Below are 15,395 nucleotides of genomic sequence, written 5' to 3' on the forward strand. Positions count from 1 at the left end.
TCATTTTGTTGGTTTCTTGTTCGCTGTCCACTCGCCTGGAGTATCAATGATTGTTCGTCCGAGTCGGCCGCTTCATTCACAGCCTTGCTTCCTCAGCCGCTCGCGGCGCGTGGCGCTAATCGCGGCAAGCGTCGCGAGTGTGCTGCTCGGAACGTTCGTTTCTTCCGATGCCGCCGCCCAGGCCAGCAGCGCGTCGGCCGTTTCGGAGGCCTCGGCGCCAGCGGCTGCGTCTGCTGCAGCGCCCGTCACGCAGTACAGCGTGAAACCCGGGCAGTCGCTCAGCGATATCGCCTCCCAGATCACCGGCTCGAACGATCGTGCGACGCGCGAGAAGATGTCGCGCGCGCTCTTCGACGCGAATCCCAACGCGTTTATGGGCCACGACCCAAGCCGGTTGAAACTCGGATCGGTACTGAACGTGCCGGCGGTTGAGGATGCAGGGGCAGCGGTTGCCGCGTCTGGGGCTTCTGCGCCTGTGGCGGCATCGGCATCGGCGCCGGCAGTCGGGGCTAGCGGTTCGGCAGCGGCTACGGCGCCGGCCGAGGGGGCGTCGAATGCTGCCGGAGCGGTGAACGGAGCCGCGACGGCGGCGAGTGGCGCGGTCGCTACGGTTGCGCCGAGCGCATCGAGCGAGGCGAACGCGGCGTTGCCGACATCGGAAGCTCAACCCGCGGCGAGTGCCAGCGAGGCTGTGAGCGCGAGCGAAGCGGCGCCTGCGTCTGCAGTGGCTCCGGCGTTGAGTGCATCGAGTGCACCCGCGGCGATCGTTGCACCGGCAAGCGAGCCGTCGACGACGAGTTCTACGGCTATGTCGGCGAACGGGCCGATCGGTTGGCTTGTCGGGGCGGTTGTGTTGATCGGCTTGCTGCTGCTTGTTATGCGTGGCGCTAAACGACGCCGTGCTGCAAGCGCCGCCGCTATGGTCACTGCCGATGAGCGCGCGCCGCAAGAGCCGCCGGTGGTATCGACGGCGCCTGAGACGACCGTTGTGCCTCCTCACGATGGATCGACGAGTCACGCGCAAGTTTCCACAGGCGCCGCAGATCTCGAGGGTACGTCGGTTCAGCGCGGTCAGAGCGAGTTGAACGGGGTGGCCGCGAGCTTGGAAAACTATGATGCTGCGCAATCCTTCGATACCCCGACCGAAGACAAGCCGTTTCCTCTGGCCGAGATCAACCCACTAGATGACGATGCCGACGGTGCGCGAGTCACGCTGGGCGGGAGCCGTGCGCCGGATGCCGCAGGTGAGACCCGCGACGCGGACACCAAACGCGCGCCGTTCATGCCGGATGCACCCGCAGCGCTTCATCGCAATTTCACGCCGCCGCGCCCGGGAGCGATTGAGGCAGCGTTGGCGGCGGAGCGGGCGGCGGCGGATCGCACCGAGGCATTGCGCGCTGAAATGGAGGCTCGGGAAAACGAGCTTCGCGAGGCAGCGGCGTTAGAACAAGCGACGAGAGAGGCCGCGGCGCGCGAAGCTGCGGCGCGTGAGCTTGAGGCACGGGAAGCAGAAGCGCGCGAGTTGGCAGCGCGAGAAGCGGAAATTCGTGAGGCTGAAGCCCGCGAAGTTGCTGCAAGGGAAGCTGCGGCGCGTGAAACGGAAGCACGTGAAGCAGAAGCACGTGAAGCAGAAGCCCGTGAAGTTGCCGCACGTGAAGCAGAAGCGCGTGAAGTGGCCGCGCGTGAAACTGCGGCACGCGAAGCGGAAGCTCGTGAAGCGGAAGCTCGTGAAGTTGCCGCACGTGAAGCAGAAGCCCGTGAGGTCGCCGCACGTGAAACGGAGGCTCGCGAAGCGGAAGCCCGCGAAGTCGCCGCCCGTGAAACTGCGGCCCGTGAAGCGGAAGCTCGCGAAGTCGCCGCCCGTGAAGCTGCGGCGCGCGAAACGGAAGCGCGCGAAGTCGCCGCCCGTGAAGCTGCGGCGCGCGAAACGGAAGCGCGCGAAGCAGAAGCCCGCGAGATCGCCGCCCGTGAAGCTGCCGCTCTCGAAGCGCAAGCGCGTGAAGCGCAATCCCGCGAAGCATCCGCCCGAGAAGCAGCGACGCGCGCATCCAACGAACACGAAAGCGGCGAACACCTAGCACCGGCCCAGTCGGCCATCGCACCAGAGCCGGCAACGAGCCAGTCAAACCACGCGGAAGCCCCGTCCGCCTACGACGACGAGCCGTCGCCGGCTTCCCGCTTTCCGCAGCCCAAATTTCCGCAAGAGGCTATCGAGGCCCTGAGCGCGCTCGATTTCGGTTTGCCGCCGCGTCAGGAAGCGTCCGTACCGTCCGACGTCCACGTCCAGCCACCGACTCCCGCTGCCTTCGCCGAATCCAACGCGCAAAACGAAGCCCCCTCGCAAAACGAAGCCCCCGCGCCCGCCACGCCTCAGCCGATCACCGACCCCGCGGTCTTCGATCGTCAGAACGCGCAGCATAGCCATCCTGAATCAGCCACGACCTCGCCATCGGCAAGCGAGCAAATCGAATCCGGCACGGCTGGCGCGGCATCGGTGGCGGGCCTTGGCGCATCGCGTTTCGGTCCCCTGAGCCTCGACTTCGACTACAACTCGCCCGCGAGCCAGACCGAGCCGCTACCGGCCTTCACCCCCGAACAAGTCTCGACGATAGCCCGCAACAAGCTCGAACTGGCCGTGGAATACATTGAGCTTGGCGATTTATCCGGGGCCCGCACGTTGCTGCAGGAAGTGATCGATTCGAACGATCCGGCCACGCGCCAACCTGCGGCCACGCTGTTATCGACACTGGCGCCGCTGTCCTGACATGCCTGTGAAACGCATTGCATTAGGCATCCAGTACGACGGTTCGGCGTTCAGCGGCTGGCAGACCCAATCGGACGTGCCGACCGTCCAGGACGTCCTCGAACGCGCGTTGGGGAAGTTCACGCAGACGCGCGTGCAGACGGTCGTTGCAGGGCGCACGGATACCGGCGTGCATGCGCTCGGGCAGGTCGTGCATTTCGATACCGAACTCGAGCGCACCGACTTCGCCTGGGTGCGCGGCACGAACGCGTTCTTGCCGCAGAGCGTCGCGGTGCAGTGGGCGCGACCCATGCCCGACGACTTCCACGCCCGTTTTGGCGCCTATGAACGCACGTATTACTACGCGCTCTACGTCCACCCCGTGCGCTCGCCGATGACCACCGGTCACGCCGGTTGGTGCTACGCGCCGCTCGATGCCAACGCGATGCGCGAAGCCGCCGCCAGCATTATCGGCAAGCACGATTTCACGGCGTTCCGCTCGTCCGAATGCCAGGCGAAGACGCCGGTGAAATACCTGCATCAGATCGATATTATCGAGCAGGGCGATTTCATCCACTTCCGCTTTCGGGCGAACGCGTTCTTGCACCATATGGTGCGCAACCTGATGGGATGTTTCGTTGCGATCGGCCGCGGCAAACATCCGGCGTCGTGGATGGCGGAATTGCTGGAAGCGCGCGACCGCAAACGCGCCGCGCCCACGTTCATGCCCGATGGCCTGTATTTGGCCGAGGTCGGCTATCCTGATAACTTCGCAGTGCCCGCGCCGCGTCTGGGGAGTTATCCGTGGAGCGCGGTCTGGCAGGACAACAAGAACGAGACAAAAGCATGAGTAATGGCACTAGCAGCGATTTGCGTCGGACGAGAATCAAGCTGTGTGGTTTGTCGAAGACGGAAGACGTCGATACCGCCGTCGCACTCGGCGCGGATGCCGTGGGTTTTGTGTTCTACCCGCCCAGCCCGCGTTCGGTGAGCGTGGGGCAGGCTGTCGAACTGGCGGAGCACGTTCCGCCGCTCGTCTCGGCGGTCGGTTTGTTCGTCAACGCCACGCCTGAATGGATTCGCGAAGTGACGTCGAACGTGCGTTTGTCGTTACTGCAATTTCACGGCGATGAAACCCCGGCGCAATGCGCGGCGCTCGCTGAAGTGGCCGGTTTGCCGTGGTGGCGGGCTGTGCGGGTAGGGCCTGATGCCACTGCACGCGATTTGGTAGAATCATCTCTTAATTATTCAGCAGCCAGCGGTTTGCTCCTCGACACCCTCGTCGACGGCTACGGTGGCGGTGGAAGGGTATTCGATTGGTCACTTATCCCAACAGATCTCGGGCATCGGGCCGTTTTGAGTGGTGGGTTGAACGCGCAAAACGTCCTTGAGGCCATCCGGCGCGTGCGCCCTTACGCAGTCGATGTCTCTAGCGGCATCGAAGTAGCGGGGGCGAAGGGCGTGAAAGATCACGCCCGAATGGCGGCGTTTGTACGCGCGGTGCGCGAAGCAGACGCTGGATGATCAAGATGGGAAATGACGTGGGCAAGCGCAACGCTTCCACGTACCGAGAGAGTGACACATGTACAACTTACCAGACGATCGGGGCCACTTCGGCTCATACGGCGGCACATTCGTATCTGAAACGCTAATCCACGCGCTCGATGAACTCCGCGATGCCTACGCTGAATGCAGCAAGGATCCGGCTTTTATCGCGGAATACGAATACGAACTGAAGCACTATGTGGGTCGTCCGTCGCCGATTTATCACGCCAAACGCTGGAGCAACATGCTCGGCGGCGCGCAAATCTTCCTCAAGCGCGAAGATCTGAATCACACCGGCGCGCACAAAGTTAATAACGTGATTGGCCAGGCGTTGCTCGCCCGCAAGATGGGCAAGCCGCGCGTGATCGCGGAAACCGGCGCGGGACAGCACGGCGTTGCCACGGCGACCATCGCCGCGCGTTTTGGCATGGAATGCGTGGTCTACATGGGTTCGGAAGACGTGCGGCGCCAGGCGGCGAACGTGTACCGCATGAAGCTGCTCGGCGCGACGGTCGTGCCGGTCGAATCGGGCTCCAAGACGCTGAAAGACGCGCTCAACGAAGCCATGCGCGACTGGGTGACGAACGTGGAAAACACGTTCTACATTATCGGTACGGTGGCGGGGCCGCATCCTTACCCCATGATGGTCCGCGACTTCCAGCGGGTGATCGGCGATGAGTGCAAGGTCCAGATGCCCGAAATGACGGGTCGTCAGCCGGATGCGGTGATCGCGTGCGTTGGCGGCGGATCGAATGCGATGGGCATCTTTTATCCGTATATCGACGATAAAGATGTGAAGCTGATTGGCGTGGAAGCGGCCGGTGACGGCATCAGCACGGGTCGTCACGCGGCTTCGCTGATCGGCGGAAGTCCGGGCGTTTTGCACGGCAACCGCACGTATCTTCTGCAAGATGAAAACGGCCAGATCATCGAAACGCATTCGGTTTCAGCCGGGCTGGATTATCCCGGCGTTGGCCCGGAGCACGCGTGGTTGAAGGATGCGGGCCGCGCCGAGTACGTGGGCATTACCGACGAAGAAGCGCTGAAGGGTTTCCACGATTGCTGCCGGATTGAAGGGATCATTCCCGCGCTGGAATCGAGCCACGCACTCGCTTACGCCGCGAAGCTCGCGCCCACGCTGCCCAAAGACAAGCTGCTGCTGGTCAATCTGTCGGGCCGTGGCGACAAGGACATGCATACGGTCGCCGAGCGCACCGGCATCACGTTCTGAGCCCGCAACCGATGCGCGATGAAATCGATCATGCAAGTGCGCTCGGCGCCGCCGATAGCGAAGTTCACGGCAGCACCGAGCGCGGTATTCACTTGCATCACCGCGATTTCCTAACCGATGCAGCGAACCTCCCGGACGGCTCGATCGACCTGATCGTGGCCGATCCGCCGTATGGCCTGGGCAAGGATTACGGCAACGATTCGGACATGCGTTCTGGCGATGCTTTCCTCGACTGGACCTATGGCTGGCTTGATTTGGCTATTCCGAAGCTCAAGCCAAGCGGTTCGCTTTACATTTTTTGCACGTGGCAATATGCGCCGGAGATCTTTGTGTTCCTCAAGCGCCGCCTCACGATGGTCAACGAGATCGTGTGGGACCGGCGCGTGCCGAGCATGGGTGGAACGGTGCGCAGATATACGTCAGTGCACGACAACATCGGTTATTTCGCGGTATCGAAGGATTACTTCTTCGATCTCGATCCCATTCGCATCCCCTACGACGCAGTGACGAAGAAGGCGCGTTCGCGCAAATTGTTCGAAGGCAGCAAGTGGCTGGAGCTGGGTTACAACCCGAAGGACGTATGGTCGGTGTCGCGGCTGCACAGGCAACACGCCGAGCGCGTCGACCATCCGACGCAAAAGCCGCTTGAGATTATCGAGCGGATGGTCCTGGCGAGTTGTCCGCGTGGCGGGCGCGTGCTTGACCCGTTCATGGGCAGCGGTACGACCGCGGTGGCCTGTGCGCGTCATGGGCGCGAGTTCGTTGGTTACGAGATCAACGGCGACTATCACGCGATCGCCGAGAGGCGAGTTGCGGAGACGCGTTCCGTCGGGATCCGGGTTGAACCGAACGCCGAGTCCACGGACACAGCCATTGGTCAAGCGAACGCCGCTTAACACGCTGCAAAGTCACTGCTAAAAAACGCTAAAAGGCGCGGATTTCGCGCAAAGAGATTAACTCATGTCCCGTATCAAAAGCACATTTGCGGCGTTGGCCGAGCAGGGCAAGAAAGGTCTGATCCCGTTCATCACGGCCGGCGATCCGAATCCCGAGCAAACCGTTGAATTCATGCACGCGCTCGCCAAGGGCGGGGCGGATGTCATCGAATTGGGCGTGCCGTTTTCCGATCCGATGGCTGATGGCCCGGTGATCCAGCGCTCGTCTGAGCGTGCGTTGGCCAAGGGCGTCTCGCTGAAGCACGTGCTCGCTGACGTGAAACGCTTCCGCGAGACCAACGCCATCACGCCGGTGGTCCTGATGGGCTACGCGAATCCGATCGAGCGGATGGGCACCGAAGTCTTCGCCAAAGCGGCGAAGGAAGCAGGCGTGGATGGCGTTCTGGTCGTCGATTACCCGCCGGAAGAGTCGGTGGAATTCAGCGCATCGATGCGCGCTGCCGGTATCGATCCGATCTTCCTGCTTGCGCCCACATCGACTGATGACCGCATTGCCGCCGTCGGCAAAGTGGCGAGCGGATATGTCTATTACGTGTCGCTGAAAGGCGTAACTGGTTCGGCAAATCTGGACGTGGCCAGCATCGCGAGTAAAATCCCGGCCATCAAGGCGCATGTCGCGTTGCCGGTGGGGGTGGGTTTCGGCATCCGCGACGCTGCGTCCGCGAGGCTGGTGGCCGATGTATCAGATGCCGTGGTGATTGGCAGCCGTCTCGTGCAATTGCTCGAAGAAGCGCCGCCGGAGAAGGCTGCGCAGATGCTGACGAGCTTTATCGCCGAAATTCGCTCTGCGCTCGATTCTGCAAAATAACCCGTTATTGCGGCCCGGAGGTTCAAACCCCCTCCAAATGGGCCGCAAAACACGTGAAACAAACAGGAAGGACACACGATGAGCTGGCTCGACAAACTGTTACCGCCGAAGATCAAGCAAACCGATCCGAAAAGCCGCAAGGGCATTCCGGAAGGGCTGTGGATCAAGTGCCCTTCGTGCGAGGCGGTGCTGTACCGCAATGACGTCGAGGCGAATCTGCATGTCTGCCCGAAGTGCAGCCATCACATGCGGATCGGCGCGCGCGAACGGCTCGACGGTTTGCTCGATCCGGAAGGCCGTTACGAAATCGGCCAGGAAATCCTGCCGGTCGATGCGCTCAAGTTCAAGGACAGCCGGAAGTATCCGGACCGCCTGAAAGAGGCGATGGAAGATACCGACGAAACCGACGCCATGGTCGTCATGGGCGGCGCGATCCACACTATTCCGGTCGTGACGGCGTGCTTCGAGTTCTCGTTCATGGGCGGCTCGATGGGTTCGGTGGTCGGCGAACGTTTTGCCCGCGGCGCGCGTAACGCGCTGGAGCAGCGCACGCCGTTCATCTGCTTCACGGCATCGGGCGGCGCGCGGATGCAGGAAAGCTTGCTCTCGCTCATGCAGATGGCGAAAACCACGGCCATGCTCACGAAGCTGGCCGAAGCCAAGCTGCCGTTCATCTCCGTTCTCACCGATCCGACCATGGGCGGCGTGTCCGCCAGTTTTGCGTTTCTGGGTGATGTGGTGATTGCTGAACCGAAGGCGCTGATTGGCTTTGCGGGCCCGCGCGTGATCGAGCAAACGGTGCGTGAGAAGCTGCCGGAAGGGTTTCAGCGTTCGGAATTCCTGATCCAGAAGGGCGCAATCGACATGATTGTGGATCGCCGGAAGATGCGCGAAGAAATTGCGCGGCTGATTGCACTGCTGACGCTGCAGCCTGCTGACGCTGTAGCCTGAGGGTTTTCGTTCGCACTCGGGGTTTTGGGGCGGGTGCTTTTGGGATTGGTGGTTGGGGTTGATGCCGGGTTGCTAGGTTCTGGGGTTGGCGGTCGAGGTCAATGCGGGGTTGGTGCTTTCGGCGGTAGTGGTCTGCGAGAGTCGGATTTTCTGTTTATCACTGTTAGCCACTGTGCGTGGCGGCACGTCATTTCTTTGCCCAAAGCGGCAAAGAAACGAAGCAAAGAAAACGCTTTCAAACCACGCTACCCTAAGTGTCCACAGCGTGCAATTCCCATTCATAGGTGCCCCAAAAGCACGGTGCTCGCTAGAGCAACGAATGTTTGAACCCCTCCTTCTCGCGAATCCTGAGATAGACACGCTTCGCCACCCGTGCTCTCGGGCAAGCACGATTGCCAAGGAACCGGCACGGCCTCACGCGTCGCTACTGCGGTGGCTTTTCGGTAGGTTAGCTGTCTCGTCCGCGCGATCATGCGAGTGGATTGCGGCTTAATCTGTTACAGCTGACGCGTATTTACCGCATCAGTTTTTGGTGAGTTGATTGTGCGGTCTACCGGGTTATTTTCGTCCGTAACCGCCTTACCTATTTCGGTGCGTTGTTACTTAGCGGGTTGGCTGCGTGGTCGACGACCCTGCACATTTGGTGGTTGGTTATTCGCGGATAGCGCGGGGTGTCCCTTGGGCAGGTTCAATCACTGGTGGCGAAGCGTGTCAGGACCTGTGTTCGGAGAAGGAGGGTTTCAAACATCCTCCGCTCTGGCGAGCACCGTGCTTTTGGGGCACCCATGAATCAAAACTGCACGCTGTGGACACTTAGGGTAGCGTGGTTGAAAGCGTTTTCTTTGCTTCGTTTCTTTGTCGCTTTGGACAAAGAAATGACGTGCCGCCACGCACAGTGGCTAACAGTGATAAAGAGAAAATCAGACTCTTGCAGACCACTGACGCCGAAAGCACCAACCCGACACAGCCCCCGCCCAACCAGTCGACCCCCGCCCAACCAGTTCAACCCCTAACCACGATCACTTCATGGCGACTTTCCTTACCCTCAGCGCGTGGCTAGAACACCTGGAATCGGCGCATCCTGTCGGCATCGACATGGGCCTCGCGCGCATCAGCCAAGTCCGCGACGCGCTTAAACTCAAATTCACCTGCCCCGTGATCACGGTCGGCGGAACGAACGGCAAGGGCTCGACCTGCGCGATTATCGAAACCATCCTGGTGCGCGCGGGGTATCGCGTGGGCTGTCATACGTCGCCACACCTGCTCGACTTCAATGAGCGCGCGCGGCTAAATGGCGTCGATGCCACAGACGATGAACTGATCGAGCATTTCGAAGCCGTCGAACAAGCGCGCATGAGTCTCACCGAACCGGTTTCGCTTACGTACTTCGAATTCACCACGCTGGCGATCATGCGGCTGTTCGCAACGCGTGACCTCGATGCAGTGATCCTCGAAGTAGGCTTGGGCGGGCGCCTGGACGCGGTCAATATCATCGACACCGATTGCGCGATCGTGACCAGCATCGATATCGACCATACGGAATATCTGGGCGACACGCGCGAGAAGATCGGCTTCGAGAAAGCCGGAATTTTCCGCCCGAATACCCCCGCCATTTGCGGCGATCCCTCGCCGCCGCAGTCGTTGATCGACCACGCAAAGGCGATCGGCGCGGATCTGTGGCTGGTCGGCCGCGATTTCCGCTACGAAGCGCAAGGCGGCAACGAGCGCCAGCAATGGAGTTATATCGGCCGGACGCAGCGGCGCTCGGCACTCGCGTACCCGGCTTTGCGCGGCGCGAATCAGCTGATCAATACATCGGCGGCGCTGGCCGCGCTTGAGTCGCTGCGCGAGCGCATTCCGGTGTCCGCGCAGGATATCCGGCTGGGACTGGCGAACGTCGAGTTGCCAGGGCGTTTCCAGGTCGTACCGGGCAAACCACAAGTGATCCTCGATGTCGCTCACAATCCCCACGCCGCAGCCGTTTTGGCTCAGAATCTCGGCAACATGGGCTTTTTCCCCTACACGTACGCCGTCTTTGGCGCGATGGGCGACAAGGACATCGCCGGAGTCGTGGAGCATCTGAAGGGCGAGATCGATCACTGGAACGTGACGGCCTTGCCGACCCCGCGCGGCGCTTCGCCAGCCATGCTGGAAAGCGTTTTACGCGATGCCGGCGTCAACGACAGTGGTGATAGCAGCGTTACACAATTCAATACTCCGGCCGACGCTTTTCAAGATGCGTTAAAGCGAGCGTCCGAAAATGATAGAATTTTGGTTTTCGGCAGTTTCCATACGGTGGCCGGTGTAATGGCTTACCGTAAATCGCAGCGTCATTGAACGGACGGCCGGCCAGCCTCTCGCAAAAGCCAACCATGTCCTTTTTCTCGTTCGGCAAGAAAGACGACGCGCCTTCGGGTCGCGACACATACTCCGACTCCCCGAGCGGCTCGCGTCAGACCGTGCGTACCGAACGCCGGACCCGCCGCAGCGATCGTCCTGAAGCCGACGCAATGATGCTCGACCCCACCCTGCCCGAAAAGCAGCGTGCGCGGCGGCGTCTGGTCGGCGCGCTCGCACTGGTCGCGGCGGCGGTGATCGTCCTGCCCATGGTGCTGGATTCGCATCCGAAGCCCGTCACCGACGACATCTCCATCGATATCCCAGCCCGCCCGGCCGCGCCTTTGCCCAAGACGAGTCATAACGATGCGACGGATGCCGGCGCGGTTGATTCGTCAGCGGATACGCAAGCCGGCGTAGCGCCGGACGGTCCTGCAGCGACTCCGGACAATGCGGCGGCGGTGGCTTCAAAGCCCGATTCAAAGCCGGACTCAAAGCCCGCTGCAAAACCCGACTCGAAGCAAACCTCTAAACCCGTAGAAACGCAAGCGCAAGCCAAGGCCGCGACGCCGCAGCCCGAAGCGAAGCCGGTCGCACCGCTGCCGGCAGCAACGGCCGCCAAGCCGCCAGTGGACACGCCTGCAGCCACCGCAGCCATCGCGAAACCGAACACACCGGCCTCCCCGGCGGGAAGCCGTTTTGTGGTCCAGATCGGTACCTTCGATGACGACACTGCAGCCCAAGGCTGGGTGACCAAGTTGAAGGCGGCGGGAGTGCCCGCATATATCGAACATCGGAAACAGGCTGACGGCAGCACCCGCACGTTGTTGCGTGCCGGACCGTTCGCTGACCGGACGGCGGCGTCGGCGGCGCTGGTCAAGGTGCGGCAAGCCGGACTGGGTGGTGGTAGCAGCAGCGGCAGCACTAACGCGTCGGCGAACTAGCTGTAGATGTTTACGAGTTTCGACTACGCGGTGATGGCCGTGATCGGCCTTTCCGCGTTGCGCGGCATGTGGCGTGGCCTGCTGGCCGAAGTGTTCGGCCTGATCGGCTGGATCGCGGCACTGTTGATCGCGGGACGGTTTGTCGGTTTGGTCGTGCCTTACATTCCGGCGCATTGGCCGGGCGGGGCGCTGACGCAGTGGCTGATTGCATTTTTGCTGATTGTCGCGGGTGTGCTGGTGGTGTCGAGCGTGGCTGGCGCGTTGTTGACGCGCGTGACCGAAGTGGTCGGGCTCCGCGGTATCGACCGGTCGCTTGGACTGTTGTTCGGCCTCGTGAGAGGGGCCATTCTGGTAGTGATCCTGGTCGCCCTCGCGGGCTTGACCGAACTGCCGCAACACGATTTCTGGCGTAACGCGTTGTTCCGGCCCGCAGCCGAACAAGGCGTGCGAGAACTGAAACCGCTGCTTCCCGATACGCTCGCCGCGTACCTGCGCACCACGCCGGACGGCCCGCAAGATCCGCCCGCCACGCCTGCGCAATGACGTCCTGGCCCGCTACCCGAGAACCTTGCTACGGCTCGGCGCAACACTCTGCAGTCTGACCACCCCGCCAGGGGCCGCCTGCAATTGTTGCACCGATACGCCTTTTGGACCCGTTTCGACTCTTTGAAGGACCATGCCATGTGCGGCATCGTAGGCGTAGTTTCCCAGACTCCCGTTAATCAGTTGATCTATGACAGCTTGCTGCTCCTGCAGCATCGCGGGCAGGACGCGGCTGGCATTGCAACGGCTGACGGCAATAACTTCCACATGCATAAGGCCAATGGCATGGTGCGCGACGTGTTCCGCACGCGCAACATGCGCAGCCTGCCGGGTAATGTTGGCATTGGCCAAGTGCGCTATCCGACGGCCGGATCGGCATCGAGCGAGGAAGAAGCCCAGCCGTTCTATGTGAACGCGCCGTTCGGCATCATCCTCGCCCACAACGGCAACCTGACGAACTGGCCGCAGCTGAAGGAAGAGATGTTCCGGATTGATCGCCGGCACATCAACACCGCGTCCGATACGGAAGTCCTGCTCAACGTCTTCGCTCATGAATTGCAGTTGTCGAGCTCCGGCCTGGAACTCGATCCGGCCGCGCTGTTCAAGGCGGTGAGCGGTGTGCATCGGCGAGTAAAGGGTTCGTATGCGATCGTTTCGCTGATCGCGGGTTACGGCCTCGTTGCTTTCCGCGATCCGTTCGGCATCCGTCCGCTGGTCCTCGGCAAGCAGGAAACCGCGACGGGCGTGGAATGGATGGTGGCGTCGGAATCGGTGGCGGTTGAAGGTATCGGCTTCGAGTTCGTGCGTGACGTGGAGCCGGGCGAAGCCATTTTCATCGATAACGAAGGCAACCTGCACAGCCAGCAATGTGCCGAGAATCCGAGCCTGAACCCCTGCATCTTCGAACTCGTGTATCTCGCGCGTCCCGATTCGTGCCTCGACGGCGTGCCGGTCTACAACGCGCGCCTGCGCATGGGCGATTACCTCGCCGAGAAGATCAAGCGCGTGCTGCCGGACGTGCATATTGACGTGGTCATGCCGATCCCCGATTCATCGCGTCCCGCAGCCATGCAAGTGGCCGCGAAGCTGGGCGTGGAGTATCGCGAAGGTTTCTTCAAGAATCGCTATGTTGGCCGCACCTTCATCATGCCGGGCCAGGCTGTGCGCAAGAAGTCGGTGCGCCAGAAACTGAACGCGATGGCGATCGAGTTCAAGGGCAAGAACGTGCTGATCGTCGATGACTCCATCGTGCGCGGTACAACGTCACATGAAATCGTCCAGATGGCGCGCGATGCAGGCGCCGCGAAGGTGATTTTCGCGTCTGCTGCGCCGCCGGTGAAGTACCCGAACGTGTATGGCATCGACATGCCCACGCGCGGCGAACTGGTCGCGCATGGACGCACGGACGAGGAAGTGGCGCGCATGATCGGCGCGGATCACCTCGTTTATCAGGATGTGGCCGATTTGAAGCAAGCCATTCGCGACATCAATCCGGCGCTGCGTGAATTCGATGCTTCGTGCTTCGACGGCAACTACATCACCGGCGACATTGACTCGGCGTATCTGGATCGTCTCGAGAAGGCGCGTCTTGCGCCGCAAGCGCAGTCGGATCGCGATGCCGCGAGCGAGGCGATGGAAGGCGGTGTATCGCGTTCGCAGTTGCACTTGCAGTTGTCGGTGGAGTGACCGCGCAAGGAAACGCGTGATAGGATTGGGTTTGCGTCGATTTGAGATCAGCTTGCGGACGCGGGTTTTGATGAACGGGCTAGATCATTAGCTTGAGTCGGAACCCGAAACAGCTAAAGCGAACCGGTGGCGAATCTGGACCACACGCCGGCGACGCTACAGGCTTTTCCGCACCGAGCCCGCTCATGCTGACGCAGAGGCGGGCTTTTTTGCGTCCCGGTTTTTTTGGCCGGGCTAATGAATAGATGGGAATAGACGGGAATGGAAAACACGAACATGGATGAAAACCTCAACTTCGATACGCTCGCCGTCCGCGCGGGAACGCTGCGCAGCGAGTTCAACGAGCACTCGGAAGCGATTTTCCTGACGTCGAGCTTTGTGTTCGAGAGCGCCGCGCATGCCGCGGAGAGTTTCAAGAATTCCGAAGAGGCTTACACGTACTCCCGCTTCACGAACCCGACCGTCGCGATGTTCCAGAACCGCCTGGCGGCACTGGAAGGCGGCGAGGCGTGCATGGCGACGGCGTCAGGCATGGCCGCGATCATGTCGGTGGTGATGTGCTCGATGCAGCAAGGCGACCATCTGGTCAGTTCGAAGAGTTTGTTCGGATCGACGATCGGGATGTTCTCGCAAATTTTCACGAAGTTCGGGATCACGACCACGTTCGTCGATGCCACCAATCTGGACGAATGGCGTGCCGCCGTGCGTCCGGAGACGAAGATGTTCTTCCTGGAGACGCCTTCGAATCCGCTGACCGAGATTGCGGATATTGAGGCGATCGGGAAGATTTCGAAGGAAGTGGGCGCGTTGTTTGTCGTCGATAACTGTTTCTGCAGTCCGGCGCTGCAGCAGCCGCTGAAGCTGGGTGCGGATGTCGTGATGCACTCGGCGACAAAGTTCCTCGATGGTCAGGGACGCGTGTTGGGTGGCGCATTGGTCGGGTCGAAGCAGTTCATCATGGAAAAGGTGTTTCCGTTCGTGCGCAGTGCAGGGCCGACGTTGTCCGCGTTCAATGCGTGGGTGTTGCTGAAGGGGATGGAGACGCTGTCGTTGCGGGTGGAGAAGCAGTCGGCAAATGCGCTGGAAATCGCGCGCTGGCTTGAGACGCATCCGGCGATCGAGCGCGTGTTTTATCCGGGACTCGAGTCGCATCCGCAATACGCGATTGCGAAGAAGCAGCAGAAGGCGGGCGGGGCGATTGTGTCGTTCGAGTTGAAGGGCGAGACGCGTGAAGAGCAGCGTGCGAATGCGTGGCGAGTGATTGATGCTACGAAGATCTGTTCGATTACCGGCAATCTTGGTGATACGCGTACGACTATTACCCATCCATCGACGACTACGCACGGACGGTTGACTCCCGAGGTGCGGGAAGCGGCGGGGATTCGCGAGGGGTTGATCCGGCTAGCGGTGGGACTGGAAAATGCCGGGGACATTCGCGGGGATCTGGAGCGCGGGTTAAACGGGCGGTGATTTTCGTTCGCACTTGATTGGGGGCGCGGTTCTAGGGTTAGTGGGCAGGGTTCGTGCTGGTCGGTGGTTCAGGTGGTTTCGGTGTTAGTGGTCGGGGTTTATGCCGGGGTGGTGCTTTCGGCGGTGGTGGTCTGCGAGAGTCGGATTTTCTCTTTATCACTGTTAGCCACTGTGCGTGGCG

12 protein-coding genes are annotated in these 15,395 nt (G+C 61.4%); all 12 read left to right on the forward strand.

What is annotated here, in order from left to right:
* Positions 1-46: 46 nt before the first annotated feature.
* The 12 genes from GSQ93_RS34175 (at position 47) to GSQ93_RS34230 (ending at position 15,214) form a co-directional block, all read left to right on the forward strand.
* Positions 47-2,764 carry a FimV/HubP family polar landmark protein gene (locus GSQ93_RS34175; protein WP_158940336.1) on the forward strand — a complete coding sequence of 906 codons (2,718 nt, stop codon included), beginning with the start codon at positions 47-49 and terminating at the stop codon, positions 2,762-2,764.
* 1 nt (position 2,765) lies between these two features.
* Entirely contained in the window at positions 2,766-3,593 is an 828-nt protein-coding gene (gene truA / locus GSQ93_RS34180; RefSeq protein ID WP_158940337.1) for a tRNA pseudouridine(38-40) synthase TruA, read from the forward strand.
* On the forward strand, positions 3,590-4,267 hold the full coding sequence (locus tag GSQ93_RS34185; RefSeq protein WP_158940338.1) for a phosphoribosylanthranilate isomerase: 678 nt from the start codon (positions 3,590-3,592) through the stop codon (positions 4,265-4,267). The genes truA and GSQ93_RS34185 overlap by 4 nt, the downstream gene beginning before the upstream one ends.
* 58 nt (positions 4,268-4,325) lie before the next feature.
* Positions 4,326-5,519, forward strand: coding sequence for a tryptophan synthase subunit beta (trpB, locus tag GSQ93_RS34190; protein ID WP_158940339.1), 1,194 nt, complete (start codon positions 4,326-4,328; stop codon positions 5,517-5,519).
* An 11-nt stretch (positions 5,520-5,530) separates the two neighbouring features.
* Positions 5,531-6,415, forward strand: coding sequence for a site-specific DNA-methyltransferase (locus tag GSQ93_RS34195; RefSeq protein WP_254074208.1), 885 nt, complete (start codon positions 5,531-5,533; stop codon positions 6,413-6,415).
* A 64-nt stretch (positions 6,416-6,479) separates the two neighbouring features.
* Entirely contained in the window at positions 6,480-7,283 is an 804-nt protein-coding gene (gene trpA, locus GSQ93_RS34200; protein WP_158940340.1) for a tryptophan synthase subunit alpha, read from the forward strand.
* 78 nt (positions 7,284-7,361) lie between these two features.
* Positions 7,362-8,234, forward strand: a complete 873-nt coding sequence (accD, locus tag GSQ93_RS34205) for an acetyl-CoA carboxylase, carboxyltransferase subunit beta (RefSeq protein WP_062086303.1) — start codon at positions 7,362-7,364, stop codon at positions 8,232-8,234.
* Positions 8,235-9,260: 1,026 nt separating this feature from the next.
* Positions 9,261-10,571, forward strand: a complete 1,311-nt coding sequence (gene folC, locus GSQ93_RS34210; protein ID WP_158940341.1) for a bifunctional tetrahydrofolate synthase/dihydrofolate synthase — start codon at positions 9,261-9,263, stop codon at positions 10,569-10,571.
* A 35-nt stretch (positions 10,572-10,606) separates the two neighbouring features.
* On the forward strand, positions 10,607-11,515 hold the full coding sequence (locus GSQ93_RS34215; RefSeq protein WP_158940342.1) for an SPOR domain-containing protein: 909 nt from the start codon (positions 10,607-10,609) through the stop codon (positions 11,513-11,515).
* A gap of 6 nt (positions 11,516-11,521) precedes the next feature.
* The gene (locus GSQ93_RS34220; RefSeq protein ID WP_158940343.1) at positions 11,522-12,058 is read left to right on the forward strand and encodes a CvpA family protein; all 537 of its coding nucleotides are present in this window, start codon (positions 11,522-11,524) and stop codon (positions 12,056-12,058) included.
* Positions 12,059-12,196: 138 nt separating this feature from the next.
* Positions 12,197-13,744: an amidophosphoribosyltransferase gene (purF, locus tag GSQ93_RS34225; protein ID WP_158940344.1), complete on the forward strand. Its 1,548-nt coding sequence runs from the start codon at positions 12,197-12,199 to the stop codon at positions 13,742-13,744.
* Between the two features lie 276 nt (positions 13,745-14,020).
* Positions 14,021-15,214 carry an O-succinylhomoserine sulfhydrylase gene (locus GSQ93_RS34230; RefSeq protein ID WP_158940383.1) on the forward strand — a complete coding sequence of 398 codons (1,194 nt, stop codon included), beginning with the start codon at positions 14,021-14,023 and terminating at the stop codon, positions 15,212-15,214.
* The last annotated feature ends 181 nt before the right edge of the window (positions 15,215-15,395 follow it).

The sequence above is a fragment of the Burkholderia sp. S171 genome, assembly GCF_009766085.1.
GTDB lineage: Bacteria > Pseudomonadota > Gammaproteobacteria > Burkholderiales > Burkholderiaceae > Caballeronia.

Excerpts from the sequence above, each read along its gene's own strand:
- GSQ93_RS34175 (WP_158940336.1), top strand. The coding sequence starts at position 47 with ATGATTGTTCGTCCGAGTCGGCCGCTTCATTCACAGCCTTGCTTCCTC.
- truA (WP_158940337.1), top strand. The coding sequence starts at position 2,766 with ATGCCTGTGAAACGCATTGCATTAGGCATCCAGTACGACGGTTCGGCG.
- GSQ93_RS34185 (WP_158940338.1), top strand. The coding sequence starts at position 3,590 with ATGAGTAATGGCACTAGCAGCGATTTGCGTCGGACGAGAATCAAGCTG.
- trpB (WP_158940339.1), top strand. The coding sequence starts at position 4,326 with ATGTACAACTTACCAGACGATCGGGGCCACTTCGGCTCATACGGCGGC.
- GSQ93_RS34195 (WP_254074208.1), top strand. The coding sequence starts at position 5,531 with ATGCGCGATGAAATCGATCATGCAAGTGCGCTCGGCGCCGCCGATAGC.
- trpA (WP_158940340.1), top strand. The coding sequence starts at position 6,480 with ATGTCCCGTATCAAAAGCACATTTGCGGCGTTGGCCGAGCAGGGCAAG.
- accD (WP_062086303.1), top strand. The coding sequence starts at position 7,362 with ATGAGCTGGCTCGACAAACTGTTACCGCCGAAGATCAAGCAAACCGAT.
- folC (WP_158940341.1), top strand. The coding sequence starts at position 9,261 with ATGGCGACTTTCCTTACCCTCAGCGCGTGGCTAGAACACCTGGAATCG.
- GSQ93_RS34215 (WP_158940342.1), top strand. The coding sequence starts at position 10,607 with ATGTCCTTTTTCTCGTTCGGCAAGAAAGACGACGCGCCTTCGGGTCGC.
- GSQ93_RS34220 (WP_158940343.1), top strand. The coding sequence starts at position 11,522 with ATGTTTACGAGTTTCGACTACGCGGTGATGGCCGTGATCGGCCTTTCC.
- purF (WP_158940344.1), top strand. The coding sequence starts at position 12,197 with ATGTGCGGCATCGTAGGCGTAGTTTCCCAGACTCCCGTTAATCAGTTG.
- GSQ93_RS34230 (WP_158940383.1), top strand. The coding sequence starts at position 14,021 with ATGGATGAAAACCTCAACTTCGATACGCTCGCCGTCCGCGCGGGAACG.